The 25,980-nt window shown below is 42.5% G+C and carries 29 protein-coding genes, 2 tRNA genes and 1 rRNA gene; 29 read left to right on the top strand and 3 right to left on the bottom strand.

Going from position 1 to position 25,980, the window contains the following annotated elements; all coding sequences use genetic code 11:
- Nucleotides 1-29 precede the first annotated feature (29 nt).
- Nucleotides 30-1,085, top strand: coding sequence for a Fic family protein (locus HY807_09650; protein ID MBI4826663.1), 1,056 nt, complete (start codon nucleotides 30-32; stop codon nucleotides 1,083-1,085).
- A gap of 39 nt (nucleotides 1,086-1,124) precedes the next feature.
- Here the strand turns inward: HY807_09650 and HY807_09645 are convergent, their stop codons facing one another.
- Nucleotides 1,125-1,640, bottom strand: coding sequence for a nitroreductase (locus tag HY807_09645; protein MBI4826662.1), 516 nt, complete (start codon nucleotides 1,638-1,640; stop codon nucleotides 1,125-1,127).
- A gap of 18 nt (nucleotides 1,641-1,658) precedes the next feature.
- Entirely contained in the window at nucleotides 1,659-2,009 is a 351-nt protein-coding gene (locus tag HY807_09640) for a hypothetical protein (protein ID MBI4826661.1), read from the bottom strand.
- Between the two features lie 86 nt (nucleotides 2,010-2,095).
- Here HY807_09640 and HY807_09635 point away from each other — a divergent pair.
- The 6 genes from HY807_09635 (at nucleotide 2,096) to ftsY (ending at nucleotide 4,758) form a co-directional block, all read left to right on the top strand.
- A tRNA-Ile gene (locus tag HY807_09635) sits at nucleotides 2,096-2,172 on the top strand.
- A gap of 62 nt (nucleotides 2,173-2,234) precedes the next feature.
- Nucleotides 2,235-2,310: transfer RNA gene (locus HY807_09630), tRNA-Ala, on the top strand.
- 52 nt (nucleotides 2,311-2,362) lie between these two features.
- A 5S ribosomal RNA gene (gene rrf, locus HY807_09625) occupies nucleotides 2,363-2,479 on the top strand.
- A gap of 155 nt (nucleotides 2,480-2,634) precedes the next feature.
- A complete protein-coding gene (gene atpB / locus HY807_09620) occupies nucleotides 2,635-3,306 on the top strand; it encodes a F0F1 ATP synthase subunit A (GenBank protein MBI4826660.1) in 672 nt (223 codons plus the stop codon).
- Nucleotides 3,307-3,348: 42 nt separating this feature from the next.
- Entirely contained in the window at nucleotides 3,349-3,690 is a 342-nt protein-coding gene (gene atpE / locus HY807_09615; GenBank protein MBI4826659.1) for an ATP synthase F0 subunit C, read from the top strand.
- 159 nt (nucleotides 3,691-3,849) lie between these two features.
- Nucleotides 3,850-4,758, top strand: a complete 909-nt coding sequence (gene ftsY / locus HY807_09610; GenBank protein MBI4826658.1) for a signal recognition particle-docking protein FtsY — start codon at nucleotides 3,850-3,852, stop codon at nucleotides 4,756-4,758.
- Nucleotides 4,759-4,764: 6 nt separating this feature from the next.
- Here ftsY and HY807_09605 read toward each other — a convergent pair whose 3' ends face one another.
- Entirely contained in the window at nucleotides 4,765-4,953 is a 189-nt protein-coding gene (locus HY807_09605; protein ID MBI4826657.1) for a hypothetical protein, read from the bottom strand.
- Nucleotides 4,954-5,057: 104 nt separating this feature from the next.
- Between HY807_09605 and HY807_09600 the strand changes: the two genes are divergently transcribed.
- The 22 genes from HY807_09600 to HY807_09495 all read left to right on the top strand — a co-directional run bounded on the left by HY807_09600 (nucleotide 5,058) and on the right by HY807_09495 (nucleotide 25,940).
- Nucleotides 5,058-5,282, top strand: a complete 225-nt coding sequence (locus tag HY807_09600) for a hypothetical protein (GenBank protein MBI4826656.1) — start codon at nucleotides 5,058-5,060, stop codon at nucleotides 5,280-5,282.
- Nucleotides 5,279-5,584: a hypothetical protein gene (locus tag HY807_09595; protein MBI4826655.1), complete on the top strand. Its 306-nt coding sequence runs from the start codon at nucleotides 5,279-5,281 to the stop codon at nucleotides 5,582-5,584. Before HY807_09600 ends, HY807_09595 begins: the two co-directional genes overlap by 4 nt.
- 89 nt (nucleotides 5,585-5,673) lie before the next feature.
- Entirely contained in the window at nucleotides 5,674-6,612 is a 939-nt protein-coding gene (locus HY807_09590) for a hypothetical protein (protein MBI4826654.1), read from the top strand.
- 2 nt (nucleotides 6,613-6,614) lie between these two features.
- Nucleotides 6,615-7,070: a type II toxin-antitoxin system VapC family toxin gene (locus HY807_09585; protein MBI4826653.1), complete on the top strand. Its 456-nt coding sequence runs from the start codon at nucleotides 6,615-6,617 to the stop codon at nucleotides 7,068-7,070.
- 530 nt (nucleotides 7,071-7,600) lie between these two features.
- Nucleotides 7,601-7,846 (top strand): type II toxin-antitoxin system prevent-host-death family antitoxin, encoded by a 246-nt coding sequence (locus HY807_09580; GenBank protein MBI4826652.1) that lies wholly within the window; start codon nucleotides 7,601-7,603, stop codon nucleotides 7,844-7,846.
- Nucleotides 7,843-8,229 (top strand): type II toxin-antitoxin system VapC family toxin, encoded by a 387-nt coding sequence (locus tag HY807_09575; GenBank protein ID MBI4826651.1) that lies wholly within the window; start codon nucleotides 7,843-7,845, stop codon nucleotides 8,227-8,229. The genes HY807_09580 and HY807_09575 overlap by 4 nt, the downstream gene beginning before the upstream one ends.
- A 68-nt stretch (nucleotides 8,230-8,297) precedes the next feature.
- On the top strand, nucleotides 8,298-8,879 hold the full coding sequence (locus HY807_09570) for a TetR/AcrR family transcriptional regulator (protein ID MBI4826650.1): 582 nt from the start codon (nucleotides 8,298-8,300) through the stop codon (nucleotides 8,877-8,879).
- Nucleotides 8,876-10,150 (top strand): TolC family protein, encoded by a 1,275-nt coding sequence (locus HY807_09565; protein ID MBI4826649.1) that lies wholly within the window; start codon nucleotides 8,876-8,878, stop codon nucleotides 10,148-10,150. Before HY807_09570 ends, HY807_09565 begins: the two co-directional genes overlap by 4 nt.
- Nucleotides 10,151-10,174: 24 nt before the next feature.
- Nucleotides 10,175-11,296 (top strand): efflux RND transporter periplasmic adaptor subunit, encoded by a 1,122-nt coding sequence (locus HY807_09560; protein MBI4826648.1) that lies wholly within the window; start codon nucleotides 10,175-10,177, stop codon nucleotides 11,294-11,296.
- A gap of 119 nt (nucleotides 11,297-11,415) precedes the next feature.
- A complete protein-coding gene (locus HY807_09555) occupies nucleotides 11,416-14,508 on the top strand; it encodes an efflux RND transporter permease subunit (protein MBI4826647.1) in 3,093 nt (1,030 codons plus the stop codon).
- Nucleotides 14,509-14,645: 137 nt separating this feature from the next.
- Nucleotides 14,646-15,647: a metallophosphoesterase gene (locus tag HY807_09550; protein MBI4826646.1), complete on the top strand. Its 1,002-nt coding sequence runs from the start codon at nucleotides 14,646-14,648 to the stop codon at nucleotides 15,645-15,647.
- A gap of 159 nt (nucleotides 15,648-15,806) precedes the next feature.
- A complete protein-coding gene (locus tag HY807_09545) occupies nucleotides 15,807-16,715 on the top strand; it encodes an efflux RND transporter periplasmic adaptor subunit (protein ID MBI4826645.1) in 909 nt (302 codons plus the stop codon).
- A gap of 191 nt (nucleotides 16,716-16,906) precedes the next feature.
- The gene (locus tag HY807_09540) at nucleotides 16,907-17,194 is read left to right on the top strand and encodes a hypothetical protein (GenBank protein MBI4826644.1); all 288 of its coding nucleotides are present in this window, start codon (nucleotides 16,907-16,909) and stop codon (nucleotides 17,192-17,194) included.
- Nucleotides 17,191-17,448: a hypothetical protein gene (locus tag HY807_09535; GenBank protein ID MBI4826643.1), complete on the top strand. Its 258-nt coding sequence runs from the start codon at nucleotides 17,191-17,193 to the stop codon at nucleotides 17,446-17,448. Before HY807_09540 ends, HY807_09535 begins: the two co-directional genes overlap by 4 nt.
- A 4-nt stretch (nucleotides 17,449-17,452) precedes the next feature.
- Nucleotides 17,453-17,614: a hypothetical protein gene (locus HY807_09530; GenBank protein MBI4826642.1), complete on the top strand. Its 162-nt coding sequence runs from the start codon at nucleotides 17,453-17,455 to the stop codon at nucleotides 17,612-17,614.
- A gap of 24 nt (nucleotides 17,615-17,638) precedes the next feature.
- Nucleotides 17,639-18,781 (top strand): ABC transporter substrate-binding protein, encoded by a 1,143-nt coding sequence (locus HY807_09525; GenBank protein ID MBI4826641.1) that lies wholly within the window; start codon nucleotides 17,639-17,641, stop codon nucleotides 18,779-18,781.
- 5 nt (nucleotides 18,782-18,786) lie between these two features.
- Nucleotides 18,787-20,460: a tetratricopeptide repeat protein gene (locus HY807_09520; GenBank protein MBI4826640.1), complete on the top strand. Its 1,674-nt coding sequence runs from the start codon at nucleotides 18,787-18,789 to the stop codon at nucleotides 20,458-20,460.
- A 12-nt stretch (nucleotides 20,461-20,472) separates the two neighbouring features.
- On the top strand, nucleotides 20,473-22,536 hold the full coding sequence (locus tag HY807_09515) for a radical SAM protein (protein ID MBI4826639.1): 2,064 nt from the start codon (nucleotides 20,473-20,475) through the stop codon (nucleotides 22,534-22,536).
- Between the two features lie 188 nt (nucleotides 22,537-22,724).
- Nucleotides 22,725-23,603, top strand: a complete 879-nt coding sequence (locus HY807_09510; GenBank protein ID MBI4826638.1) for a branched-chain amino acid ABC transporter permease — start codon at nucleotides 22,725-22,727, stop codon at nucleotides 23,601-23,603.
- Nucleotides 23,603-24,472 carry a branched-chain amino acid ABC transporter permease gene (locus tag HY807_09505; GenBank protein ID MBI4826637.1) on the top strand — a complete coding sequence of 290 codons (870 nt, stop codon included), beginning with the start codon at nucleotides 23,603-23,605 and terminating at the stop codon, nucleotides 24,470-24,472. The genes HY807_09510 and HY807_09505 overlap by 1 nt, the downstream gene beginning before the upstream one ends.
- Nucleotides 24,473-25,246, top strand: coding sequence for an ABC transporter ATP-binding protein (locus HY807_09500; protein ID MBI4826636.1), 774 nt, complete (start codon nucleotides 24,473-24,475; stop codon nucleotides 25,244-25,246). It begins immediately after the preceding gene.
- Entirely contained in the window at nucleotides 25,209-25,940 is a 732-nt protein-coding gene (locus HY807_09495; protein MBI4826635.1) for an ABC transporter ATP-binding protein, read from the top strand. Before HY807_09500 ends, HY807_09495 begins: the two co-directional genes overlap by 38 nt.
- The last annotated feature ends 40 nt before the right edge of the window (nucleotides 25,941-25,980 follow it).

Genomic DNA, 25,980 nt, shown 5'->3' with positions numbered 1-25,980 from the left:
ATTTAATGAGTTTTAAAAGGTAGCATTAAATGGCATTTAAACCGAAATATACAATAACCAATAAAATACTGAACAATATTGCCGTGATTGTCTCAGCCCGTGAGATTATCGAGCAGTCACACTTTGTGCCGAAATGGGAGGCGAAGTTGAGGCATAAGGCTCTCATGCAAAATACCCATTCATCAACTGCCATTGAAGGCAACAAACTGACTCTTGAGCAAGTCGAGGCCTTAGCTGAAGGTAAGGACGTTATCGCAACAAATAAAGACAAACAGGAAGTTCTTAATTATCTTGAAGCGCTCGATAAAATTCCTCATCTTGCAAAAAAGGGCAATATTAAGACAGCAGATCTTCTTGCCATGCACAGACTTATCACAAAAAAGACATTGCAAAATAATAAGGACTCAGGAGTATTCCGCAACAGGCAGGTTTTTGTCGGACGCAGGGTTATTGACGGCACTGGCATTCATGAGGTGGTTGAATACATGCCGCCTCCGACAAAAAAAGTCCCCGGCCTTGCAAGGGATTTTATCGCTTGGCTTAATACAGAGAAAACATGGGAAATTAATCCCGTTATCCTTGCCGGAATAGTTCATTATGAGATAGCCCGCATTCATCCATTTATTGACGGCAACGGCAGGACAGCAAGACTTTTTGCCACGATGATTCTTTATCTGAGCGGCTTTGATCACAGGCGCATATTTGCCCTTGATGATTTTTATGACAGAGACCGAAAGGCGTATTATGCGGCATTGAAGACAGCACAAAACAGCAATTATGATATAACTCAATGGCTGGAATATTTTACTGCGGGTGTGGCATTGTCAGTTACAGAGGTGAAAGATGCCATAACCAAGATGGGCATTAAGGGAAAGAAGGCGGATAAATCCCAGATCGCGTTAACCATGCGACAAATGAAAATTATCGAGCATATTAATTTAAACGGCAAGGTTACAAATAATAATCTGCAAGTTCTTTTCGGCATTTCATCTCAGGCTGTGCATAAGGAATTGGTAAAGCTTGTTGACCTTAAAGTCATAAAGCCTGTAGGACAAGGCAGAACCCTCCATTATATCCTCGTATAATCGGTTGATGATTAGGTTGATGATTAGGTTGATGATTATTTAAAAATAATAAATCTTCTTCAGAAGCACTTCTGAGATATCTTTTCTGCTCGATTTTGCTTTCGCGCCTGAGGCAGGATGTCCCACTGCAACAACCGCCATAAGTTCCATTGCCTCTGGAAGTTCAAACAGAGTTCTTACTTCATCAGCGCGATTCAATATCTCCCCGAGCCAGACAGCGCCGAGCCCGAGTGCATGAGCCGCAAGAAGCATATTCTGAATGCATGCTCCAATAGCCTGATGGTCTTTGACATCGTTATAAATGGCATCTTTATCTATGAAGACAGCTATACATGCCGGTGCATTCTCTATTACCTTTTTGTATTTAGTGAGCAGCGCCAGTTTGAAGCGGGTATCTTTATCAGTGATGATAACGAAACGCCAGGGCTGATTGTTAAGGCCTGAAGGCGCCCATGTTCCTGCTTTGATGATTTCAAGCAGATACTCTTTTTCTACAGGCCGATCAGTGTACTGCCTTATGCTTCGTCTGGAATAGATGCCTTCAAGCATATTCATTTATACAACTCCGATAAACTATATTTTTATCTTTCTCCATATGAACAGAAGAACCGCTGCCAATGCAATAAATGATGACGTCCATATCATGATTCCAAGGCGATAGCTTTCTTCGCGGTATCTTATAAATGTAGGTATGGCAAACAAAATTGAGAGCATAAACCAGATGAATGTGCTTAAGCGATAAATAAAGAAATTTCTATTTGACGAGCTGTGGTGCTCAGATTTGATATCTGATAAACGGGCGTCGGACTTGAGTACTTCAATATCAGGTGCAGCTTCCTCACGTGTCCTTCCCAGCCCGCGCAGAGACGTTGTCAATGCTGTCAGTGCGCTTATGATGGCGGCTATCAATGATATATTTTCCATAAAATATAATTAAATAATATGTAATTCGTGATTTTTTGGCAAATTGACAATCAACCTTTATTGATGTATTTTAGTTAGGTTGATTTGGGCCTATAGCTCAGGTGGTTAGAGCGCACGCCTGATAAGCGTGAGGTCGATAGTTCGAGTCTATCTAGGCCCACCATTATTCTTGAAGTTGATAATTTTATCTTTCTGATTTAGAATAGTGCTCCATTGAATCAATACGGGGGTGTAGCTCAGCTGGGAGAGCGCCTGCTTTGCAAGCAGGAGGTCATCGGTTCGATCCCGTTCACCTCCACCATTGATTTTTTATTTTATTTAATGTTATAGTTCATCACCAAGTATGAAAAATTTCCGGTGGCAATGCCGGAGGGGCAACACCCGTTCCCATTCCGAACACGGCAGTTAAGTCCTCCATGGCCGATGATACTTGGGCTGCGAGGCCCTGGGAAAGTAGGTAGTCGCCGGATTAAATTTATAAAAGAAGGCTCGGTTTTTTAACCGGGCCTTCTTCATTTATATAGCTGAAATTGCTCATGCTATAAGTTTTTTAAATTATTAAATTCATAGCTTGACATGCAGTAATATGCTGGATTATTATTAATGCAATTTTTGGAGGAATTGGATGAAAGAACTCCCTTTATTTTTTCATATCAGCGGAATTCCGGGCTCAGTATCATATGCCTGGATTGCTACAATAATTCTTCTTATCTTTGCGGTTGCTGTGAGGCAATCGCTCAAAATCGTACCAACAGGCGTACAGAACTTTGCCGAAACCTTGGTCGAATTTCTGCTTGACCTGGCGGAGGCCTCCATCGGCCATATGGGCCGTTACTTTTTTCCGCTTATAGCAACACTCTTCCTTTATATACTTACCTGTAATTTTCTCGGGCTTATTCCGGGCTTTGAGGCTCCGACCAGCGACCTTAATATGACGGCATCTCTTGCCATACCCGTATTTCTGGCTACGCATTTTTACGGGATCAAGATACACAAGCTGGGCTATATCAAACATTTTGTAGGCCCGATGAGGTCGATAGTCGCATTGCCTCTGATGGTGCTGATGTTCTTTATAGAGGTGATAGGGCATCTTGCCAGGCCGTTGACATTGGCGGTCAGGCTCTTCGGGAACATGATCGCAAAACACAAGATAATCATGATATTGGTCTTTCTGGCTCCGGCGTTCATACCTTCGGCAATATTGGGGCTTGGAGTTCTCGTATCTGTGATTCAGGCTTATGTTTTTGTGCTGCTTACTGTTCTGTATCTGGCTGGTGCGGTTGAGGAAGCGCATTAAAGATAAATAATAATCCAAAGTTTAAAGGAAAGGAGGAAAAAAATGAAGAAGACATTTGCTGTATTTTTACTTGCTCTTGCTGTAACATGCCTGCTGGCTCCTGCTGCTTTTGCTGAAGGCGCTGCCAAGACAGACGCAGAATTCGCTTATTTCGGAATGGCGGTTCTCGGTTGCGGACTGGCTATCGGCCTTGCTGCTTTTGGTACAGGCATCGGCCAGGGTATCGGCCTTAGCAAAGCTGCTGAAGGTGTTGCAAGGAACCCGGGAGCTTCAGGTAAGGTAACAACAACCCTTATCATCGGTCTTGCCATGATCGAGTCTCTCTGTATCTACGCGCTTGTTGTCGTACTTATCGTTCTCTTTGCGAATCCGTTCGGCATATAGAGCGCGGCTCGCTAATAAATCAGTTATGGGAAGGCAGGAGAGATCCTGCCTTTCTTTTTTTCTCTTCCTGATATATCAATTTCTTATTCAAACCTGTTAAAATTCCACGGTAGTTTTTTACCATCTTAGCGTAACAATTAATTAAGTCAGGAGAATATTGTGGGGTTTTTTGAAAAGCTTAAAAATGGATTATTAAAGACCAAGAAGTTTCTTATTGAAGATACTGAAAAACTTGCCAAGGGGAGAAAAGTTGATGACGCCCTTCTTGATGAATTTGAAGACCTGCTGATCATGGCTGATATAGGGCCTATGGCTGCCGGTGCAATAACAGGGGCCTTGAGGGAACGTGCCCGGCAGGATGGCATAAAGAATGAGAAGGACCTTGTTGCAGCCTTTAAAGAGGAAGTGAAGAAGATACTGAAACGGGGCCCGGCGTTAATGTGTTCAGGAGAAAAACCGTATGTGATACTGACCGTCGGGGTCAATGGCGTAGGCAAGACGACCACCATCGGAAAGCTTGCGAGGCGTTTTACTGATCATGGTTTTTCAGTGACCCTTGCCGCAGGCGATACATTCAGGGCTGCCGCTATCGAACAGCTTGAGATCTGGGCTGGCAGGGCCGGCGCAAATATCATAAAGCACCGCAGCGGGGCAGACCCGGCAGCCGTAGCCTTTGACGCTATAGCCTCTGCCAAGTCAAAAGGTATCGATGTTGTGATAATTGATACCGCCGGCAGGCTTCATACAAAATCAAACCTCATGGAAGAGCTGAAGAAGATCAAACGTGTCATAGCCAAAGAGCATCCGTCAGCCCCTCATGAAGTGCTTCTTGTAGTTGACTCGACATCAGGGCAGAATGCGATAAATCAGGCAAGGATGTTCAACGAGACCGTAGGCGTGACAGGCATAGCCCTTACTAAGCTTGACGGGACAGCCAAGGGCGGCATCATAATCGCAATAAATAAAGAGCTCGGAATACCAGTCAAACTGATCGGCGTGGGCGAGGCTGTCGAGGACCTTCAGGACTTTAACCCTCAGGAGTTTGTAGATGCGTTGTTCGGGGAATAAAGCGTTTTATGTTTTTTTCGGATGTCTCCTTTCATCATCTCTGATCATTTCTGCCGAGATATGTTTTCTGACAGCGAGCTTCATTTCTTCAATAGAAACAGGTTTTCTATTTGGCGAGTAAAGCGCGCCTTTGAGGTCTTTAATATCAAGCGAGGCAGGTGTTTGTCCCTTGGATGTAATTATTGAAACCGGCATATCTTCTCCCTACTGTTATCTATTTCCTTGCCATACTATAAGGAAATTCGACATATCTTGTCAAATAGCTAAACGAGGCTAATATTTCCCACATATTTCACATTATGAAGACAAAATATTTCTTGTCAATTAACCAGAACATCAGGTATGATTTTGAGACATCATGGAAAAATAAAGAAGCCATAGCCCGTATCAAGATCAACAAGCTGTTAGAAGCGGCAGGCAGGCGCTTTTTTTCTGAAAGGTGCGTGTTCGCTAACCGCGAGCTAATTGCCCGCTTTGAGAAGAAGATTCAAGCTACCTTGGCCTTAGTTTGGGGTGAATCATGATTACGAAAGCCAAGCGACTGAAGAGCATCGGAAAGTTCTATGACTTCTCATCCAGTGCAAACGATCTTGATTGGCACAAGAACACATTTGTATTTGCCCCAAACGCTTATGGCAAGACCACCTTTGTCAATGTCCTCCGTTCACTTAGGGATAACAATCCAAAGTTGATTCTTGCCCGAAAGACTTTGGGCATGGTAACCGCGAAGTCTAAGGATGAAGACCTGCAAGGGGCCAATCGTGAACTGATTACCCGCTTCGAAAAGAAGATCCAGGCGACGCTCGCCCGTGTATGGGGCGAATAAAGGTTCTCAGTTTTTGTGTATCTTCACCGATTGATTATTATGCCTTCTTATGGCATAGTTAAGCATAATTTTCTTTCCATTATGAGGGTATGAAAACGGTTAAATATGAAATAAGACTAAAAGGTCTTGCGACGCCTGATGGCACGATTTCAGCCAAGGCGCTTCTTGAGTTTATGGGCAGTCTTACTGACTGCGCTGAGAAGGGCTTGCGCCTTGCAGTTGAAGGCAGCAGCGTTAAGACGGGCCGCACGCCTGCGTGGCTTGAGCGTGCTGTTGATTTTACGATCTCAGGAATTAAAAAAGGCTCAACTATTCTCAGCATGGATGCTCCCCAATTAGGCGAGGTAATCGATGATGAACTGCGGCAGCAGGACTTCTGGATCACTCCTCCTGCATCCGAAGACACTGCTATCACGCTCTTTGCCAAATCATTGAATGACACGACAAAAGAAAACCTTGAAAGCGATTATTATGATGCCGGTGTTTTGAATAGCCTGCTCTCGTTCAGACGGTTTATGAAGACGGGTGTCAGTTCAGTCGAGATAGTCGCTAAGAGCAGACCGTCTGACCGGATTACGTTGACATCGTCTGCTCTTGAAAAGGTAGAACGTCTCAAGGTCAAAACCCCTGAACCCCAAGCTGTTATCATCTCCGGCCAGCTTGATGCCATTCAGCACAGCAGGCGGCGTTTTCTCCTTCTCTTGTCTGACCAGACCATACAGGGTCGGATTGATGACAAACATCTTACAGCGGAAAATCTCCGCGAGTACTGGGGCAAAGAAGTAACCATTAAGGGGATAGTCCACTTTAAACCTTCAGGTAAGATTCAGCTTCTGGAAGCACATATTATCAAGCACAAAGAACGTGGTGAAGAGATTTTCGAAGAGATGCCACAGGCTTACACTAATGCTGAGCTTTTTGGCGATGTCCTGCAAAGGCCTGGGGGAAAAGACTGGCTACATAAAGTTTGGGGACAATGGCCTGGCGATGAATCGATTGAGGAAATATTGCAGGAACTTAAGAACTAAGAATGCCGACGTATGTACTGGATACTAATATCCTTATCGGATACATCAGAGGCGCAGCTTATGCCACTTATGTCGATAGACATTATGCCCCGGCTAAAAATCCTAACATTGCCACAGTCTCGATCGCCAGTGTCGGAGAGATATACTCACTTGCTTTAAGGAGAAAATGGGGAGAGCCGAAACGGCAGATACTGAGTGAACTTCTGCAATCCATTCCTGCCACACCTATTCGCCATCAATCAATAATTCAGAAATATGCCGAAATAGATGCATACAATCACGGGAAACACCCGGAGCATAGACTACCTTCATCGGCACGAAGTATGAGCAACAACGACATCTGGATAGCTGCGACAGCATCAGTTCTCAACGCAACATTGCTGACAACGGATCGGGACTTTGATCATCTGAACGATATTTTTCTGCAGGTCGTTTATGTAGACCCTGCATCTGCCTAAGTCTTTCCTTAAGAGGGGAATCCCAACAGAGATTTTACAAACCTTCATTTTCATTTCCTCTCCCGGCTATCCAAATATTTTTTTAACGCATCTTTAGATGAAAGTCAGTTGCGGCCATCCTTGTGTGCTTCCAGCTTTCCGCTACGCGCCAAATATAGTCCTTAATATGGGTTAGCTGTAACGTTATACCATATTAACAAAAACGGTCAATAAACCATCTTTCTGTTTTTGGCGTATACGGTTTTTACAATTTGCGATGTAATCAACCAGAAATCAGTCCGGCTGCATCAGGTGTTCAAAGGAGAGCTTTGGGGCAATTATAGTTCATAACCGTGAAACATGCCGATTTGTTATGGCTTTTTCACGGTTATGTTGACAAAAGAGTGAATTTGCAATACTCTTTTTTATCTGCTAAACTAACTTTAGCTAAGCTATTTTGGTTCTAAACAGACTGGATTCCCGCCCGAATCGGGTCTTCTCTGAGGGTCGATCCGACCTACGCTGGAATGACAGAAAAACGGAGGTGTCTTATGCAATCTGTAAACATATTTGAAGCCAAAACAAACCTTTCCAAGCTGCTTGAATCAATCGAAAGTGGCCGCGAGAATGAGGTTGTAATTGCCCGAAACGGCAAGCCGGTTGCCCGCCTTGTATCTTTAAACCCCCTTCCTGTGGATAAGCGGATAGGGGTTGCAAAGGGAAAATTTAATGTGCCGGAATCGATCGATGCTGATAACGATGCCATTCATAAGCTCTTTACCGGGGTGCATGAGTGAAGCTTCTGCTTGATACCCATGTAGCTCTCTGGGCAATAACTGATGATCCTAAACTGCCACAATCAGCCCTCAGCCTGATCATGTCCGCTAATAATGAGATCATTGTGAGCGCTGCCTCGATCTGGGAGATATCTATCAAGCACAGCCTTGGCCGTGGGAATATGCCTATTTCCGGTGAGGATGCGCTTGGGTATTTTCAAGAGGCGGGATATCGTCTGCTTCCTGTCACTGCTGAACATGCTGCTTATGTGGAAAAGCTTTTGCCGATCCATTCAGATCCGTTTGACCGTATCCTGATTTCTCAGGCAAAGTGCGAGCCTATGATATTGATCACCCATGATGCTTTGTTATCCGGTTATGGTGAGCTGATTATGGTGATTTAATATACATATAAATTCTGACCCTGTTTGACATCCCCTTCGCAACTGTTATAAACTGAACCATCGTTCATATGAATCAGCGTTCATCTAATAATGTCTCTAAAGCAAGGGTACTGAAGACTGCTCTGAAGCTTTTTTCTTCTAAAGGATATTCAGGCACAAAGATGACCGATATAGCAGAGGAGGTCGGGCTTAGTGTCGGCGCGCTTTACCTTAGATTCAAAAGCAAAGAGGAAGTCTGTCTTGAGCTGATAAAGGACCAGACAAAGGATTTCAGCGAGTTTACAAAAAGCCTTCATGCTGAGCCGCCGCTCAAGGCGTTAAAAATATATATTGATACAAACCTTGAAGTCGCTTTTAAGAAGAAGCAGCTCATCTCTCTTTTAATCAAGGAACATGACATGCCGTTTTTAAAGCCGTTCAGGAAGAACTTTTTAAAGACCCAGCACGGCATAATTATGGAAATTCTTAAGGCAGGGATAAAGAGCAAGGACTTCAGGCCTCTTGATGTTGATGATACCGCCCTGATGATATTCGCATGTATAAGAGGCGGCATTTTATTGAGGCTCAGGTTTGAGGCGGGAGATGAAAAAAAGATGGGCGATTCGCTTTATGATCTGATAACTAAGGGGATAAGGAAGGATACGATATGATAAAACGAACTCTTTTGTTTCTGGTTTTATTGACGGCCGCAGTTCCCGTGACATTGCCGGCGCAGGAGTACAGCCTCAGCGAACTTTATTCCATCGCGCTTGAAAAAAGCAAGAGCATCAAGATCGCTGAGGAAGGGCTTTATCTGTCGGAACGCGACAAAGACAGGGCTGCGGCAGTACTGACACCTGCGCTCTCAGCATTCGGAAGCAGCACTGAATACAGCAATAGCGGCAGCTCACTGCCTGATAACAGCACGGCGTGGGGATTGAAGCTGGGACAGTCTATCTCAATGAGCGGCAGGGAAGTGACAGCCCTTGACATAGCAAAAGAAAGTATAGTCAAAAGCAGATTTGATCTCGATACTGTCAGGGGGAATTATTTACTGCAAGTTGCCGCTTCGTATTATGACGTGCTCAAGGCAAAGAAGGCGCTTGAGATAATAAATGCAAATGTAGAGCGATTGACGAAACACAGGGATGCGGCTAAAGTACGGCTTAAGGTCGGCGAGAGCACAAAGACAGTTCTTTTGAGGGCTGAGGCAGAGCTCTCAGGCGCGCAGTCGGATCTGATCAGGGCAGATAACGCGCTGAAATTTGCAAAGGTGATCCTTGCAAGAACCGTCGGGATCAGCAATGATTTCGGCCTGAAAGAAGATCAGCCGTCTGCAATCTCAACAATGACACTCGATAGTCTCAAGCAGACAGCATTATCGGAAAGGGCGGAGTTGAAAAGTGCCGGCCTTCAGAAAGAGATCGCTGATAAGCAGATCAAATATACAAAAGGATTATACTGGCCGAGCCTTTCCGTTGAAGGAGTGTATTCAAGGAAAGAGGATGATCCTTCTGTAAGCTCTTCAAACAGTGAAAACATTTACGGAGTTCTGAGCATCAATTATCCGTTATTTGACGGAGGATTGAGAAAGGCCGAAGTCAGCCAGGCAGAGGCAAGGCTCAGACAGGCTGATTACAGGCTTCAGGATTTGCAGGATTCTGTTAATGTCGAGGTTGAGAATGCATATCTTAACCTTGCAACCGTTTCAGGAGTCCTTGAAAAACTGCGTGCGGAAGTGGAATATGCCAGAGACAATTACAACTCTGTTACAAAACAGTTTGAGTTCGGCCTTGCCGACAGCATAAATGTCATGGATGCGAACACACTGCTTGTTACTTCTGAAAGGCAGCTTGCAAATGCACAGTATGATCAACATCTCGCTCTTTTAATATTGCAGCGCGCAACCGGGACACTGTTAAAGGCCGTGGCCGGGAAATAGAAGAGGCGAAAGGAGAATTTATAAATGAAGAATAGGTTCCTGACAATTATATGCTGTGCATTATTTGCTGTCTGCTCTGCATTTTTTCTTGCGGCATGTTCAAAGGAAAAGCCGAAACAAGCTCTTAAATCCATGGTTGTCCCTGTAACGGTCGCGCCTGTGGCAAATGAAGATGTGCCTGTGCAGTTAAAAGCTATCGGGACAGTAGAAGCATATTCCTCGGTCAGGATAACCGCGCGTGTGGGAGGCGAGCTTTTGAGCGTTGGTTTTCACGAGGGGAAGGATGTCAAAAAAGGCGAGCTGCTTTTTACCATTGACCCCGGGCCTTATCAGGCAGCATATGAGATAGCAGAGGCCAATCTCAGGCGGGACATGGCTGTTGCAAAAAAAGCTGAAGATGATGTGATGCGGTATAAGGCTCTCTCTAATGAAAACCTTGTAAGCAGAAATGACCTTGAAAAGATACTGACAAATGCTGACGCTGCTGCGGCAACTGTCGTGGCGGACAAAGCAGCCGTTGATAATGCAAAACTTCAGCTTGGATATTGTTACATCTATGCGCCTGTTGCAGGCCGTACCGGCAGCCTTCTTGTGAACAAGGGTAATCTCATCAAGGCAAATGACAGCAATCCGATGGTTATCATAAATCAGATCCAGCCTGTTTATGTTAATTTCTCAGTTCCGGAGCATGACCTCTCAGAGATAAGAAGATATATGGCCTCTGGGAGATTAAATGTCGAGGCATTGTTATCCAAAGAGGATACGACATCTGAAAATGGCCTTCTTACATTTGTGGATAATACGGTGGACGCTTCAACCGGGACCATCAAGCTTAAGGCCTCTTTTGAGAACAGGGAACTGGCTTTATGGCCCGGACAGTTCGTTAATGTCACAATCGCTCTATCAACTATTCAGAACGCGGTGGTCGTGCCTTCTCAGGCTGTGCAGACAGGGCAGCAGGGACAGTTCGTCTTTGTCATCAAGGAAGATACAGCAGAGCTTCGCCCGGTCAGCGCAGGCATAATTTACAAAGATATGACTGTAATCGAGAATGGCCTGGCGCCCGGAGAGCAGGTGGTTACAGACGGACAGATGATGCTTATGCCCGGCGCAAAGGTTGTGATAAAGAATGAGTTGCAGAAATAGTAAGAAATTGTTTTGTCATTCCCGCTTGTCGGGAATCGTTTTATATCTTAAAAGAGAGATTCCGAACAAGTCGGAATGACAGAGTAAAATCTGATGCAATATTATAAAAATAAATAACTATGAATATCTCTGAACTATTTATAAAACGCCCTATCATGACGAGCCTGGTCATGATTGCGGTAATGATCTTCGGGGTCTTTGCTTACCGGATACTTCCGGTTAATGATCTTCCGAACATTGATTTTCCGACCATACAGGTGCGCGCAAGCCTGCCGGGCGCGAGCCCTGAGACGATGGCAAGCGCTGTCGCTACTCCGTTGGAGCGCGAGTTCTCAACGATCTCCGGCCTGGACGCCATGACATCCACCAATGGACAGGGGATTTCTGTCATTACACTAAAGTTCGCGCTGGAGCGTAACATTGATGCAGCTGCGCAGGATGTTCAGGCCTCTATATCCAAGGCTGCACGTCAGCTGCCGAGGGACATGCCGAGCCCTCCGTCATATCAGAAGGTCAACCCGGCTGACCAGCCTGTAATTTATCTGGCTCTCAGTTCGCCGACACTTCCTCTCTCTGACGTGAATGAGTATGCCGACACAATCATTTCGCCGCGCATCTCCATGATTAAGGGCGTTGCTCAAGTGGCGATCTATGGTTCACAGAAGTACGCGGTGCGTGTTCAGGTCGATCCAAAGGCCTTGGCGAACCGTAAGATCGGACTCGACGAGGTAGCCTCTTCATTGTCACGCTGGAACGTGAACCTGCCGACAGGCGGGCTGCAGGGAGATAAGCAGGCCTTTACTATCCAGGCAAGCGGGCAGCTCTATAATGCTGAGTCATTCAAGACGATCATTGTTGCTTACAGAGACGGCTCGCCAGTGCGCCTGCAGGACATAGCCGCGGTAACTGACAGTATTGAGAATGACAAGATCGCAGCATGGTATAACACAAAAGGCAAGTCTGTCAGGGCTGTTGTTCTGGCGATCCAGCGTCAGCCCGGAACCAATACTATAGAAGTTGTGGACAGCGTCAAGCAGCAGATCCCGAATTTCCGAAGCCAGCTTCCGGCTGCCGTGGAACTGAATATACTTTTCGACCGCTCAGAGTCGATCCGTTCGTCAGTCTCGGATGTTAAATTCACACTGCTGCTTACCATCGCACTTGTTGTACTTGTTATTTTCTTATTTCTGCGCAATGTGTCAGCTACGGTGATCCCAAGCCTTGCGCTTCCGCTATCCATCATTGGTACGTTTGCCGCGATGTACGGCCTCGGGTTCTCTGTAAACAATATAACTCTGATGGCGCTTACACTTTCTGTCGGCTTTGTAGTTGATGACGCGATAGTTATGCTTGAAAATATCGTCCGGCACATGGAGCATGGCGAGAAGCCCATGGATGCAGCATTACGCGGCTCAAAAGAGATTGGATTTACAATTCTTTCCATGACACTCTCGCTTGTCGCAGTGTTTATCCCCATTCTTTTTATGGCAGGAATGTTAGGCAGAATGCTGCACGAATTTGCCGTGACCATTACGGTGGCGATACTCATCTCGGGATTTGTTTCTCTGACGCTCACACCAATGCTCTGCAGCCGTTTTCTCAGGCCGTTGGGAGAAGAGCGGCACGGAAGGCTCTATAATTTTATGGAGAGGTTCTTTGACGGTATGCGCAGCCTATATGAGAGGACGCTCAAAGGGGTTCTCCATTTCCGCCGCACAACCATTGTGGTGACACTTGCATTGACTGCTGTAACGGTCTGGCTCTTTACCATAATGCCTACAGGCCTGCTCCCATCGGATGACATTGGCGGGATATTCGCCTTCACAGAAGCTGCTCAGGGCATTTCATTTGATGAGATGAAGCGACATCAGCAGAAGCTTGCAGATATTGTGCTTCAGGATCCAAATGTTGAAGCATTTATGTCGGTTGTAGGCGCAGCAGGCCCGAGGGTGGCTTCGAACGGAGGCCTGATGTTCATGAAGCTGAAGCCGAGGGAAGAACGCAAGATGAACGCGGATCAGATAATAATGAATCTCAGGCCGAAGGTGATGGGTGTTCCGGGCGTTATGATGTTCATGCAGAACCCGCCGCCTATACGCCTTGAGGCGACCCTTTCGAAAGCGCAGTATCAGTTCGTGCTTCAGAGCCCGGATATAAAGGATCTCTACGCTAACGCCGCTGACTTTGAGAAAAAGCTTCGCGCACTGCCCATGATCCAGGATGTGAACAGCGACCTTCAGATCAAGAACCCGCAGGTGAACCTTGAGATAGACCGCGACCGTGCTGCAACGCTCGGCATAACAGCACAGCAGATAGAAGACACTCTCTATTCCGCCTACGGCGCGCGCCAGGTCTCGACCATATACTCTTCTACAAATCAGTACCAGGTGATCATGGAACTGGAGCCGCAGTATCAGCTGGACCCGTCAGCGCTCGGTATGCTCTATGTCCGCTCAAACACAGGCAGTTTAGTTCCTCTCTCTTCACTTGCCATAATAAAGAAAGGGCTCGGGCCGCTGTCAGTTAATCATCTCGGGCAGATCACAGCTGTGACTATATCTTTTAACCTCAAACCCGGCACTCCGCTTGGCGATGCCGTTGCCGCTGTTGAGAAGGAGGCAAAGGCATTGCCGTCCTCTATCACAACAGGATTTCAGGGCACGGCACAGGTCTATAAGGCATCAACGGTCGGGCTTGCCATGCTCCTGCTCCTTGCTATTGTAGTGATATATATCGTTCTCGGAATACTGTACGAGAGTTATATACATCCTTTGACCATACTTTCAGGATTGCCTGCTGCGGGTTTCGGAGCGCTTATAACACTTCTTATATTCGGCAAGGATCTGAACCTTTACTCCTTTGTCGGTATCATCATGCTCGTCGGTATCGTGAAGAAGAACGCCATCATGATGATAGACTTTGCGCTTGAGGCCGAGCGTCAGGGCAGCAAGACGCCGCTTGAGGCGATCTATGAGGGTGCCATTGTGCGTTTCCGGCCGATCATGATGACAACTATGGCCGCGCTCATGGGAACCTTGCCGATAGCTGTCGGATTCGGCGCTGGCGCTGATTCGCGCCGTTCTCTCGGCCTTGCGGTTGTCGGCGGCCTGCTTGTATCGCAGCTGCTGACCCTCTACATAACGCCGGTGGTTTATTATTACATGGACAGATTACAGTCCAAGACACGCAAGATGTTTAAAACGACTTCATGATCTTATTAATATTTTGCGCAGTATTTATTACGGCTCATGTACACCTGTTTTACAAGATCACTGATGCCTTTCAATTTGGTGCGGCGGGAACTTTTTTCCTGGCGCTAGTTCTCCTGTTCTTAGCGGCATCTCCCTTATTGATACATTTTTTTGCCAGAGGCAAAGGAAACCGCTCAAGAACAATCACATTGGCCATTCACATGTGGGTCGCGCTGCTTATCCTGTTCTTCTCGTCTGCTCTTTCTTTGGATTGTTATAATCTGTTAGTAAAATTTACAGCGCCGTTTTTTAGTAAACCTTACGCAGGCATTATTCTCTCACCTGCGCAGATTTTATTTACATCTCTTTCTGTTTCCATAATTTGCACGGCATATGGTTTTTTTGACGCAAAAAAGATCCGCACTGAAAGGCTTACCGTGAACAATTCAAAACTTCCTGCCGGCCTGCATAGAGTCAGAATACTCCAGATATCAGACCTCCACCTGGGAATTATTCTCGGGAAAGAGATGCTGGATAAAGTGATGAATATAATTGAGATGGAAAAACCTGACCTTATTGTTTCAACCGGCGATATGCTTAACGCTGAGATGGATCATATTGATTTCCTCTCCGGTGAGCTTAATGCCATAATGCCGCCGCTTGGTAAATATGCGGTATTAGGTAATCATGAATCATACTCAGGCCTGGATCATGCCAAAAAGTTTATTGCTGATTCCGGTTTCAGGCTTCTTCGCGGAGAAGGAGTGACAGTGAAGGATATTATCAACATTGCCGGCGTTGATGACCCGGCGATCGAGGCAATGAGATCAGGAAAGGGAAAAAATGAGTTGAAAGAGAGCGATATGCTTTCAGGGTTCAAAACAGGATTGTTTACGCTCCTGCTGAAGCACAGGCCTGACATTAATAGAGATTCGCTCGGGCTTTTCGACCTTCAGCTTTCAGGACATACTCATAAAGGGCAGATATTCCCTGTTCACTTTGCGATAAGAACTTTCTATCCTTATTACGCAGGATATTATAAGCTTGCCAAAGGTTCAGCGCTATATACCAGCAGAGGCGCTGGAACAGCAGGGCCTCCGGTGCGTTTCTTATCCCAGCCGGAAGTGACTGTAATTGATATTGTGCCATGTCAAGTGTAGTGTCATTCCGGCTTGTCCGGAATCGTCTTGAAAAAAGTCGGTAAAACTCGTTTCAAGATGCTGGACAAGCCAGCATGAAATATTGTAAAAAATAGATTCCGGACAAGCCGGAATGACAATAAGCGGAGAAAGCTGACTTTTTAAAAGAAAGGTGAAGAGATGAAGAAACGATTGGCCATATTAGTTCTTATTGTAATAGTGACAACTGCTGTTGTTTACTTTCGCAAAGCGAATAACAAGCCGGTGACATCTATCAGCAAAGCCGGCATCGTCCAGGCGCTTGAGGTCAATATTACCTCAAAGGTCGCAGGGAAGTTATCTTTCCTATGCTGCAATGAGGGAGATTCTGTTGACAAAGGTTCAGTTGTCGCGCGTCTTGAGAATAATGACCTTGACGCGCTTATTAAACAGGCCGAAGCCTCTGTGCAGAGAGCTGCGGCTGACATAGAGACTGCCAAGGCAAAGAGAGAGGCGGCTAGGGCAGGCATGGAGGAGGCATCCGCGCAGTTAAAACGTAAGAAAGAACTTTTGAAAGAAGGGCTGATATCCCAGTCTGACTTTGACATTGTAGAAAGAAACAGCAGCACAGCCTCGGCAAATTATAAGGCAACACTCAGCGGGCTGGCTTCCGCAGTAGCCGCGCGGAATGAAGCAGAGGCGATGTTGTCGGTCAGAAAGGCACAATTGCTGGACATCGTCATTGAGTCGCCGATATCAGGAACGGTTGTTTACAAATCTATTGAACCCGGAGAGTTTGTTTCTCCGGGCGCTTCAATTATCTCGCTTGTTGATATGAATGATATCTGGGTGAGGATAGATGTTGAAGAGACCAAGTTAGGAACGGTTGCCGTTGGAGATGATGCGGTCATCAGCAGCGATGCAATGCCCGGCAGGACGATTAAGGGAAAGGTTTCTGAGATAGGAAGGTATGCTGAGTTCGCCACTCAAAGAGATGTTAAGAGCGGGCAGCAGGACATAAAGACATTCCACATAAAGATCAAGGTTGATGATACCGAAAAGATGCTTAAACCCGGCATGACGGTCAATGCTGAGATACCATTTAAATAGGGGGATTATTTCGGCGGGCTGGCATTACAATTTTATTGTTGAATAACTATGTTGAAAACCTATATAATTCTGCTAATAATATCCAATAGTTTTTAGAGGAAATTGTAAGAAATTTACCACATGAGCTTATTAAACGAATATATCAAGAAAAGAATGAGCGGTAACGAGCTTGAGTTAAAAAGAACGAGAATATGATTGAATTAAGGCTCAAATACGCTCAAATTTATCTTGAAGATGCAAAATTTCTTTATGAAAACAAAAGACATAATAGTGCAATCTCACGGTTATATTATGCATCCTATCAGGCGATGTGGGCTGCGATTGGCGAGCCGGATGAGGGGAAGGTATGGAAACATCTTGCTATCATCAAACCTTTTGTTCATGGTTTCTGGTTTAACCCGAAGCATATGAAAAATATGATAGAGTTAGTTGACGATACTATAAAAACCATTTTATCTAAAAGGGGCCTATTAAAATGAAAGCGGTAATGAGTGATAAAACATTGCTTGCTGACGCAGTTGCTGAATTAATAGAGGCTCTCTATCAGAAATATCCCGGCATAAAAACAAAACCAATTCCGCCTGTTGAAGATGAGGACTTTACAATAGAAGTTGAAGTCCCTCCCCGGCTTTCGATTGAGGAAGTCGAATCTGAATGTCATAAAGAATGTATCAGGCTTGAAGATAAATACGATATTTATATACTGCCGTTGGTCACACAGAAAGTGGCATAAGATAATGAAGATAGAAAAAGAAGAAAATGCTCTGATTACTTTTCTGAAAAGGACTAAAGATGGTGAGTATGCCAAAATAGAAACAAGTTCACTTACCTATCCTCGCGTAAAAGAACAAAGAGAGCCGAATTATAATGATGAAGAATATTATTATGGTATCCGATAAATCTTATTTTTGGAGGAATGTGTCATGAAAAGAATTCATTATAAGTCCTTAGTATTTCCAGTAATAATCTCAATCTTCATGGCTTTCATTATGGTCTTTTCTTTCGGGTGTACTAAGAAAGAGGATACAGAAATAAAAATAGGGGCGATATTACCGCTAACAGGGGATGGGGCTGTATATGGCATCAAGGAAAAAGAAGGTATTGACTTAGCAGTTTCTGAAGTAAATAGCACAGGCGGAATACAAGGGCAGCAAGTCAGAGTGATTTATGAGGATTCGAAGGGTGAGTCCACCTCAGCGGTATCAGCACTACAAAAACTTATCACCCAAGATAAAGTTCAGGTGGTTTTTGGTGATGCGTTCAGTTCACCAACATTGGCAATGATTCCAATTATCGACAAAAACAGAGTTATCCTTATGTCCCCGTCTGCATCCAGTCCCAAGCTATCTAATTCAAGTCAATATTTTTTTCGAGTATGGCCATCTGATATCGCTGAAGGTGCTGTTGCCGCAGAGATTGCCATGCAGAAATTACAATTGAAGAAACTTGCGGTGCTTCATGGAAACAATGAATACGGAATTGGATTAAAAGAAGTTTTTGCTTCAACAATTAGCAAGCTTGGGGGTAGTGTCGTGATTGTAGAAACATACAATGAAGGGGACTCAGACTTTAGGGCACAACTGACAAAAATTAAGAAAAACTCGCCAGATGGTATTTATCTTGCTGGCTATGCAAAGGAATTTGCAAAAATACTGATTCAGGCTAAAGAGCTTGATGTCAAAGTACAGTTTATGAGCTGTGGAACATTCCATGAGCCGGAAATTTTAAAAATTGCGGGCAATGCAGCTGAGGGCGTTGTCTTCGTTCAGCCTTTTTTTGATGAAAACAGTAATGATCCCGTGGTTCAAAAGTTTGTCAAAAACTACGAGGTAAAATTTAAAAGTAAGGCTGGTGTATATGCTGCACATGCATATGATGCTGCAAGTATAATCTTCAGCACTATAAAAGAAAAAGGCATGATAATAGATGATATAAGAAATGCTTTGTTGAATTTAATAAATTATCAAGGAGCAACAGGTAGTACCTCGATTATGCCTGGTGGTGACGTTATTAAGCAGTCGAGGGTTATGACTGTTAAGAATGGTAATTTTACTGATTTTAAGTAAAAAGTATGGATATGGTTAGACATATAAAAAAATATCTAACAAAAGAATATCTAACTCGTAACTTTATAAAGTTTTTATGGTTATTAAAGAGGCTAGATAAACTTATTTTGGCCTGTGCATTAATTGCGGCAGGATATTTTGTTTATGGTGCAGCTTTTTTGGAGTTTGATCCTCAGTTGGCTACGTTGTTTTCAATTCTGCTGGTCTCTACTGGTGTTGCTGCAATTCTCATGGATTATTGGAAAACGGCATGGCATATTCTTGCCTTGATGATAGTGATTATTTCATCGATAGTATCAATGTGGTCATTTCATTCATTAACCATTGAAAATAAAGTTCAGGCCCTGAGTGATAACATTGCTGCAATTGATAAGAAACTTAAAAATAATGATAGTCAAGATGCCAATAGATTAGATAAAATCGCACAAGACTCTTCTAAAGCAGTTAATGCACAAATACCAGACAATGTAAATCAGGTAGATCCCCCAAGGAAGAACAGAGATTCAGAAAATAAGTTACAAGCGGATTATGCAAAAATCGGATTAACATTTATAGGAGTAGTATTTGGCTTAGTCGGCCTTTTCTTTGGTAATAAAATTAAAGAATTGTTCGATATGGACAAGAAACTAGATGAAGTTTCTCGACTGACTGTTTCAAATGCTGAACTTGCATTGGCTCATCTCCCTAACTTCACTGAAAGTCATCAAATTTCAAAGTCATCTTATGATGTCATAACATCAATAGACAAAATAGTCTTTCGCGAAGATAGCTATGTCCTTAAATATTTGGATAAGGTTGGAAACGGCTCAACACTTAGGTTTGCCCGAGCGATTAATTATTGTGCAGAAAATGATTATCCAAGGGCAATTAACACATTTGAAGAACTTTTAAAAAAAAACTTAGATACAGATCTTTATTGTAAAGTTTTATATAGATTAGGCATTGCATATAGGCAACAAGGTGAGTACGATAAATCAATTGAAACTTTCACACAACTGCATATTGGGGGAGATAACAACATAAAAAATCAAGCTGAATATGGCTTGGCATTAACGATTTTTGCAATATCTATAAATGATAAGTGGCTGTACTATACTGAAAAGACTCAAAATCAAATTATCAAATGCTTGAGTAAATTAAAAACGGGAGAGCGAAATAAAGGTTGCGAGCGAAAGTTGAAGCTTATCCCTGCTGATTTAATAGGTGCAGCGAGTTGTCTCATTGATAAAGTTTTAAAGTATCAGCCAATGAACTACTCAGCTTTATTATATTATGTCTTAATTCCTGGCCGTTATTATTATGAAAAAGTTGAGGGGCACGACATTCGAGTTATTGTTCCTAGACGCGTTGATGAATTCTCGGATGCAGAAATAACTAAACAAAGACTTAATCTGCTCTTACGTTTTCTTCGTCAGGATATTCCGGAAAGTCTCAACATAAGAGCTAATTATTTTGTTGTAGAAGCGTTAGCTATGTATTCTTTGGGGGAAGATGTAACGGATATTAAAGATTCACTTTATTATGCATTAACAACAGCTAACCTATGCGAAGAAAAGGATAGTTGTACAGGAACGATTTTTTCTGATCTTCAAGTAGAGCAAATAAGCGCTAGTGAATTTAAATATGAAGTAATAGCATTACAACAAAAGCTGATTGCGAATATTGCTCCAAATGTATGAGATACATAAAAAATGACATTAAAAATACTCTTAATATTTCCACCGAACTTTTCCGTTGATCAGCCGTACATCAGCACCCCAATGCTCAAAGCTTTTTTAAAGCAAAATGGTGTTCAGGTTGTTGATCAGTTTGATGCAAATCTTGATGCATTCTACTATTTAACAAAGAAAGAGTTTTTGAAAAAATGTATTAAACGTGTAAGATGTGTCGCTAGTAGTCTCAAGAAAGTTAGCGGACATCTAGATATCGATAAAAAAGAGATGTACCAGTATCTATGTGAGGTAATGCTCTATTATCCCATTGTTGCAAAGAACATCGCACGTTCTCTTCGCTATTTTAAACATCGAGCAGAAACAACTATGTCTGAATATAACTTTCATAAAAATGTTATAGAGAGGAGTTTTGATATTATTTCAGCAGCTTATTATCCTTCACTTATTACACCAAAGAACTTTTCCATGAGATTTTCTAATCAGGCTTTTGATGAGATTATAGATGCTACGTCTTCACCAGAAAATCCTTATATCGACTATTTCAAGGACAGTTTTATTAAGAAAAACAACCAAAATACTTATGACATTATTGGCATTTCGGTTACCGCACTTTCTCAGATTATACCATCCTTCACTTTGGCTAAAATGTATAAGGATATGATGCCAAAGGTGAAAATTGTTTTTGGAGGACAAGTCTTTAATCGATTGGAAGATAATATCAAACAGATTCCCCAGTTTTTTCATTACGTAGATTATCTTATTCTCGGTGAGGGAGAAACTCCTTTCCTTAATTTATTGCAACACATATCCGGTACTAAACGAATAACAGAAGTGCCGAATATTATGTATTATGACGTTATTGAAAAACGTGTAAATCAAACGTCAGTTATGCATAGAGAACATGTTAACCAAATCCCACCACCAGATTATAATGGTTTGCCGTTGGCCGAATATCTTTCTCCTACCCCCGTATTATCATATCAACCTGCACGTGGTTGCTATTGGGGGAAATGTTCTTTTTGCAACCAATTCCTTATAGCAGGCAGAGGATTACGGAGTAAAAAATCTGATGAAATTGTTAGTGATTTGAGATACTTATCACAAGCCTACGTAACGTATGATTTTTCAATTGTTAATGAGTCATTACCGCCGACCATATTGAAAGAAGTTGCTAGTCTGTTAATAAATGGGGGGGACAAGATACGGTGGTATGCAGGAGCCAGGTTTGATAAAAGATTTGACAATGAAACCTTGCAATTATTGAAGCAGAGCGGTTGTGAGAAGCTTTACTTCGGACTTGAAAGTGGTAATCAAAAAGTTTTAAACGAAATGAACAAAGGGACAGATATTGCATTAATAAGAAGAATATTACAAAATTCAAAAGATGTTGGCATAGGTATACATCTTTTTATTATGATAGGATTCCCGACTGAAACGATGTCGGATTTGGATTTATCAAAGAAATTTATCAATAGTATATTACGGTATGTAGATAAGGATACTTTTTCTTATTATATTAGTATCTATCAGCTAAAACCATTAACTCCTGTTTTTTATAAACCTGATCGTTTTAATATAAAAAATATTTTCAAGAAAGAAAATTATGACTTAGAATATTTATATGGATATGAGCGACGCGATTCATCAGTAAGTATTAACTATGAGAAAATAAAAAAAGAGATAGAAGATATGATTGATGGCTTCATAGGACATAAGAAATATCCAGAAAATATTAGTCATTTTTTATCATTTAAAACTGCCATGAAAGAAAATGAGGTAAGACATAAACAAAAAGTATATTATATTAATCCATATTTGTCAGGGAAATCATTCAATAATTATAATTCTCAGCCACGCTCCTATTTACTCTATGATTTCGTTTACGATTGTCTTTATGAATTGCCGTCAAAGGAGACATTGAGATTTTTAAAGGACACTGATAAAATATTTACAATAGATGAATTGAAACAATATGTTAGAGACAAGTTAAACATAAGTAATAAAAAAGAAGCGGATTCTTTCACAAGAGACTTGATTAAAAATAATTTATTTATAACAGGCGGTGATTGCAATGAAAATTAAAAAAGAAAAAACTATAAAACTTAAGCTTAAAAAAATCAACAAGCACTTGCCGTTACTTTCAAAAGGAGAGTTAGAGCATCCTCAGGCACAAAGGTGATTAGACCATATGTGGAACGTCGAGAACTGTCCTTTGAAAATAATTTTATTAGAGAAGTCTTTGGATATGTGGAAATATATTCACTAATAAAGTGTTAAATCAGCTTTTATTTAATGGCATAATATCAGGAAGTATTTATGCTCTTATCGCACTTGGGTTCACGATAATTCACAAAACCGTCCGTTTTTTTCATTTTGCACATGGCGTTATATATGCAGTGGCGGCATATTTAGCCTATAGCTTTTCAATATCCTTAGGTATCAATCCCTTTTTCTCTTTTTTTTTGGCCTCGGTCTTTGCAGCCATTTTTGGCATAGCTATTGACAGGCTTGTTTATCTGCCTCTGAGAAAAAGCAATTCACCGGCGCTTGTGTTTCTGATAGCCTCATTCGGTATATTCATATTCATTCAAAATCTTCTTCAGCTTCTATACGGAGCACAGATACTCACTTTACGGACAGGCCCTGTTGTTGAGGGTTATCAAATATTATCAGCAGTCATAACACCAATTCAGATTCTTATTCTCTCTGCCTCACTAATTCTTTTTGCAATCCTTTGGTTTATAGTTGACAGAACAAAGATGGGGAAGGCAATCAGGGCTGTTGCTGATGATGCTATTGGTGCAAGTGTATCAGGGATATATCCTGAAAAGATAATTTTATATGCCTTTGGCATCGGTTCCGCGCTTGCGGGAATGGCAGGGATTCTAATCTCCCTTGAAACGAACATTGAGCCGACTATGGGCATGAATGCAATTCTTAAAGGAATCATCGCTGCCATTATCGGAGGGATCGGGAGCATTCCCGGCGCAGTGATTGGAGGCTTCTTCTTAGGCATTGTGGAAAACCTCGGAATATGGAAGATTCAGGCTGGATGGAAGGATACAATTGCTTTTGCTGTTTTAATTATTTTTCTTCTCCTCAGACCTGAAGGTATTTTAGGAAAGAAGGACGATAAGGAAAGATTGTAATGGAATATCTTTTGCACATATTGATTATCTCAGGTATATACATTATCTTGACCCTCAGCCTGAACCTCATTCTCGGCTATACAGGCATACCTGCCTTAGGCCATATTGCTTTTTCATGTGTTGGCGCATATACCTCAAGTCTTCTTGCCTTGAATTACGACATATCTCCATGGATCGGGCTATTGGTCGGAGCTTGTTTTGCTTCTATACTCGGACTTGTGATCGGATTCCCCTCAATGAGACTCAAAGGAGATTACCTTGCGCTTGCCACATTTGGATTTGGAGTCATCGTTTATTCCATTTCAAAAAACTGGGTTGATTTGACAAGGGGGCCAATGGGATTGCCGGGAATTCCAAAGTTCAGCGTTCTTGGTTTTGAGCTTCAGCCTGTCTGGGCGTATCTTGTCTTGGTTATAGTCTTTGTTTTAATTACAGCATTCATAATCAACAGGATTGTGGACTCTCCTTTTGGAAGAATTCTCAAAAGCATTAGAGAGGATGAAGTTGCAAGTCTTTCAATAGGAAAAGATGTTAACCGGTATAAACTCATCGTCTTTGTTGTAGGGGCGTTTTTTGCTGGAATAGCAGGAAGCCTTTATGCGCATTATATAACCTTCATTGACCCTTCAAGTTTCACTATGATGGAATCTATCGCAGTTCTTCTGATGGTTGTATTCGGAGGGATGGGAAACATCAAGGGCTCTTTTATCGGTGCGTTGATACTCGTAATCTTCCCTGAGATGCTGAGGTTTCTTGGAATGCCGAGTTCTATTGCAGCTCCTCTCAGGCAAATGATATATGGGCTTCTCTTAATCGTTTTAATGATTAAAAGGCCGCAGGGAATAATAGGAGAATACAGGTTTAAGTAGATGGGAATACTTAATTTAGAAAACTTATCCAAAAACTTTGACGGGGTCAAGGCAGTTGATGACCTTTCTTTTGGAATAGAAAAAGGAACAATTACTGCGCTGATCGGGCCGAACGGTTCAGGGAAGACTGTTACGTTCAACCTTATTACAGGTTTTTACAGACCTGCATCAGGCAAGATCATATTTAATGAAAGAAATATCACACACCTTGCTCCTCATAAGATTTTCAATCTTGGGATAGGAAGGACATTTCAGAACATCAGGCTTTTCCCTCAAATGACTGTACTTGAGAATGTATTACTTGGACTTGATTACAACAACGGTGAGAGTCTTTCAGCGGCAATTTTCAGAACATCATCTATGCTCAAAGAGGAAAGGGAAAACAAAGATAAGGCGATGGAATTGCTTAAAACGGTTGGACTTGAGAATAAGAGAGAAGAACTTGCTAATAATCTTTCACACGGTCAGAGAAGGCTTCTTGAGATAGCAAGGACACTTGGAACAGATTCTGATTTTTACCTTTTTGATGAACCTACAGCGGGCGTTTTTCCAAATACTATTCCTAAGCTGCTTGAGATTATAGAAGGTCTTAAAGCTTCAGGCAAGACGATACTGTTTATTGAACACAACATGAAAGTTGTTATGGACATTTCGGATAAGATCATTGTTTTGAACCATGGTATGAAAATAGCCGAAGGTACACCAAACGAAATACAGAATAATGAAGCCGTGATTGATGCGTATATGGGGAAGAGGAGAAAAGTTGCTACTTGATGCTAAGAACATAAGTGTTTCTTACGGAGCGGTCAAAGCCATTGAAGATGTCTCGTTCAATGTTAATTCAAATGAGATAGTAGCGATGATCGGCCCTAATGGAGCAGGGAAATCTACTGCGCTTAAGGCTGTATTTGGAATGGTTGATCTCAAAACTGGTGATATTCGTTTGAATGGAGAAAACATTAAAGACCTAAGACCTGATGAGCATGTATTAAAAGGCATATCTCTTGTACCCGAAGGCAGACATCTTTTTTCATCTATGACAGTTATTGAGAACCTTGAAATGGGAGCAATTAATAATAAAGGGAATAGTGTTAATGACGAAATAGAAAAAATCATGGATATGTTCCCTTCATTGAAAGACAAAAGAAAACAGAAAGCGGGCGTCCTTTCTACCGGCGAACAACAGTTACTTGCCATGGGGAGGGCATTGATGCAAAAACCAAAACTGCTTCTTGCTGATGAACCGTCTCTCGGACTCTCCCCATTATATGTTGACGCAATTTTTGAGAAACTCATTGAAATAAATAAAACAGGTACAAGTATATTGCTTGTAGAACAAAACGCTCGCATGGCTCTTGAGATAGCACATAGAGGTTATGTTTTCAAGATAGGCAGCATATTCATGGAAGATACAGGCTGCAATCTTCTAAAAAGTGAGGAAGTAAAGAAGGCGTTTTTAGGGAACTAACATTTGATGAACTCGTAAAAAGTCGTCATTCCCGCTTGTC

This window comes from Nitrospirota bacterium (genome assembly GCA_016207885.1).
Taxonomy (GTDB): domain Bacteria; phylum Nitrospirota; class Thermodesulfovibrionia; order UBA6902; family UBA6902; genus JACQZG01.
Note: the sequence above shows the minus strand (reverse complement) of the source record. Positions and strands in the feature narration are given on the sequence as shown.

Coding starts and splice junctions, on each gene's coding strand:
- HY807_09650 (MBI4826663.1), top strand. CDS start 30: ATGGCATTTAAACCGAAATATACAATAACCAATAAAATACTGAACAAT.
- HY807_09645 (MBI4826662.1), bottom strand. CDS start 1,640: ATGAATATGCTTGAAGGCATCTATTCCAGACGAAGCATAAGGCAGTAC.
- HY807_09640 (MBI4826661.1), bottom strand. CDS start 2,009: ATGGAAAATATATCATTGATAGCCGCCATCATAAGCGCACTGACAGCA.
- atpB (MBI4826660.1), top strand. CDS start 2,635: ATGAAAGAACTCCCTTTATTTTTTCATATCAGCGGAATTCCGGGCTCA.
- atpE (MBI4826659.1), top strand. CDS start 3,349: ATGAAGAAGACATTTGCTGTATTTTTACTTGCTCTTGCTGTAACATGC.
- HY807_09605 (MBI4826657.1), bottom strand. CDS start 4,953: ATGCCGGTTTCAATAATTACATCCAAGGGACAAACACCTGCCTCGCTT.
- HY807_09600 (MBI4826656.1), top strand. CDS start 5,058: ATGAAGACAAAATATTTCTTGTCAATTAACCAGAACATCAGGTATGAT.
- HY807_09595 (MBI4826655.1), top strand. CDS start 5,279: ATGATTACGAAAGCCAAGCGACTGAAGAGCATCGGAAAGTTCTATGAC.
- HY807_09590 (MBI4826654.1), top strand. CDS start 5,674: ATGAAAACGGTTAAATATGAAATAAGACTAAAAGGTCTTGCGACGCCT.
- HY807_09585 (MBI4826653.1), top strand. CDS start 6,615: ATGCCGACGTATGTACTGGATACTAATATCCTTATCGGATACATCAGA.
- HY807_09580 (MBI4826652.1), top strand. CDS start 7,601: ATGCAATCTGTAAACATATTTGAAGCCAAAACAAACCTTTCCAAGCTG.
- HY807_09570 (MBI4826650.1), top strand. CDS start 8,298: ATGAATCAGCGTTCATCTAATAATGTCTCTAAAGCAAGGGTACTGAAG.
- HY807_09565 (MBI4826649.1), top strand. CDS start 8,876: ATGATAAAACGAACTCTTTTGTTTCTGGTTTTATTGACGGCCGCAGTT.
- HY807_09560 (MBI4826648.1), top strand. CDS start 10,175: ATGAAGAATAGGTTCCTGACAATTATATGCTGTGCATTATTTGCTGTC.
- HY807_09555 (MBI4826647.1), top strand. CDS start 11,416: ATGAATATCTCTGAACTATTTATAAAACGCCCTATCATGACGAGCCTG.
- HY807_09545 (MBI4826645.1), top strand. CDS start 15,807: ATGAAGAAACGATTGGCCATATTAGTTCTTATTGTAATAGTGACAACT.
- HY807_09540 (MBI4826644.1), top strand. CDS start 16,907: ATGATTGAATTAAGGCTCAAATACGCTCAAATTTATCTTGAAGATGCA.
- HY807_09535 (MBI4826643.1), top strand. CDS start 17,191: ATGAAAGCGGTAATGAGTGATAAAACATTGCTTGCTGACGCAGTTGCT.
- HY807_09530 (MBI4826642.1), top strand. CDS start 17,453: ATGAAGATAGAAAAAGAAGAAAATGCTCTGATTACTTTTCTGAAAAGG.
- HY807_09525 (MBI4826641.1), top strand. CDS start 17,639: ATGAAAAGAATTCATTATAAGTCCTTAGTATTTCCAGTAATAATCTCA.
- HY807_09520 (MBI4826640.1), top strand. CDS start 18,787: ATGGATATGGTTAGACATATAAAAAAATATCTAACAAAAGAATATCTA.
- HY807_09515 (MBI4826639.1), top strand. CDS start 20,473: ATGACATTAAAAATACTCTTAATATTTCCACCGAACTTTTCCGTTGAT.
- HY807_09505 (MBI4826637.1), top strand. CDS start 23,603: ATGGAATATCTTTTGCACATATTGATTATCTCAGGTATATACATTATC.
- HY807_09500 (MBI4826636.1), top strand. CDS start 24,473: ATGGGAATACTTAATTTAGAAAACTTATCCAAAAACTTTGACGGGGTC.
- HY807_09495 (MBI4826635.1), top strand. CDS start 25,209: ATGCGTATATGGGGAAGAGGAGAAAAGTTGCTACTTGATGCTAAGAAC.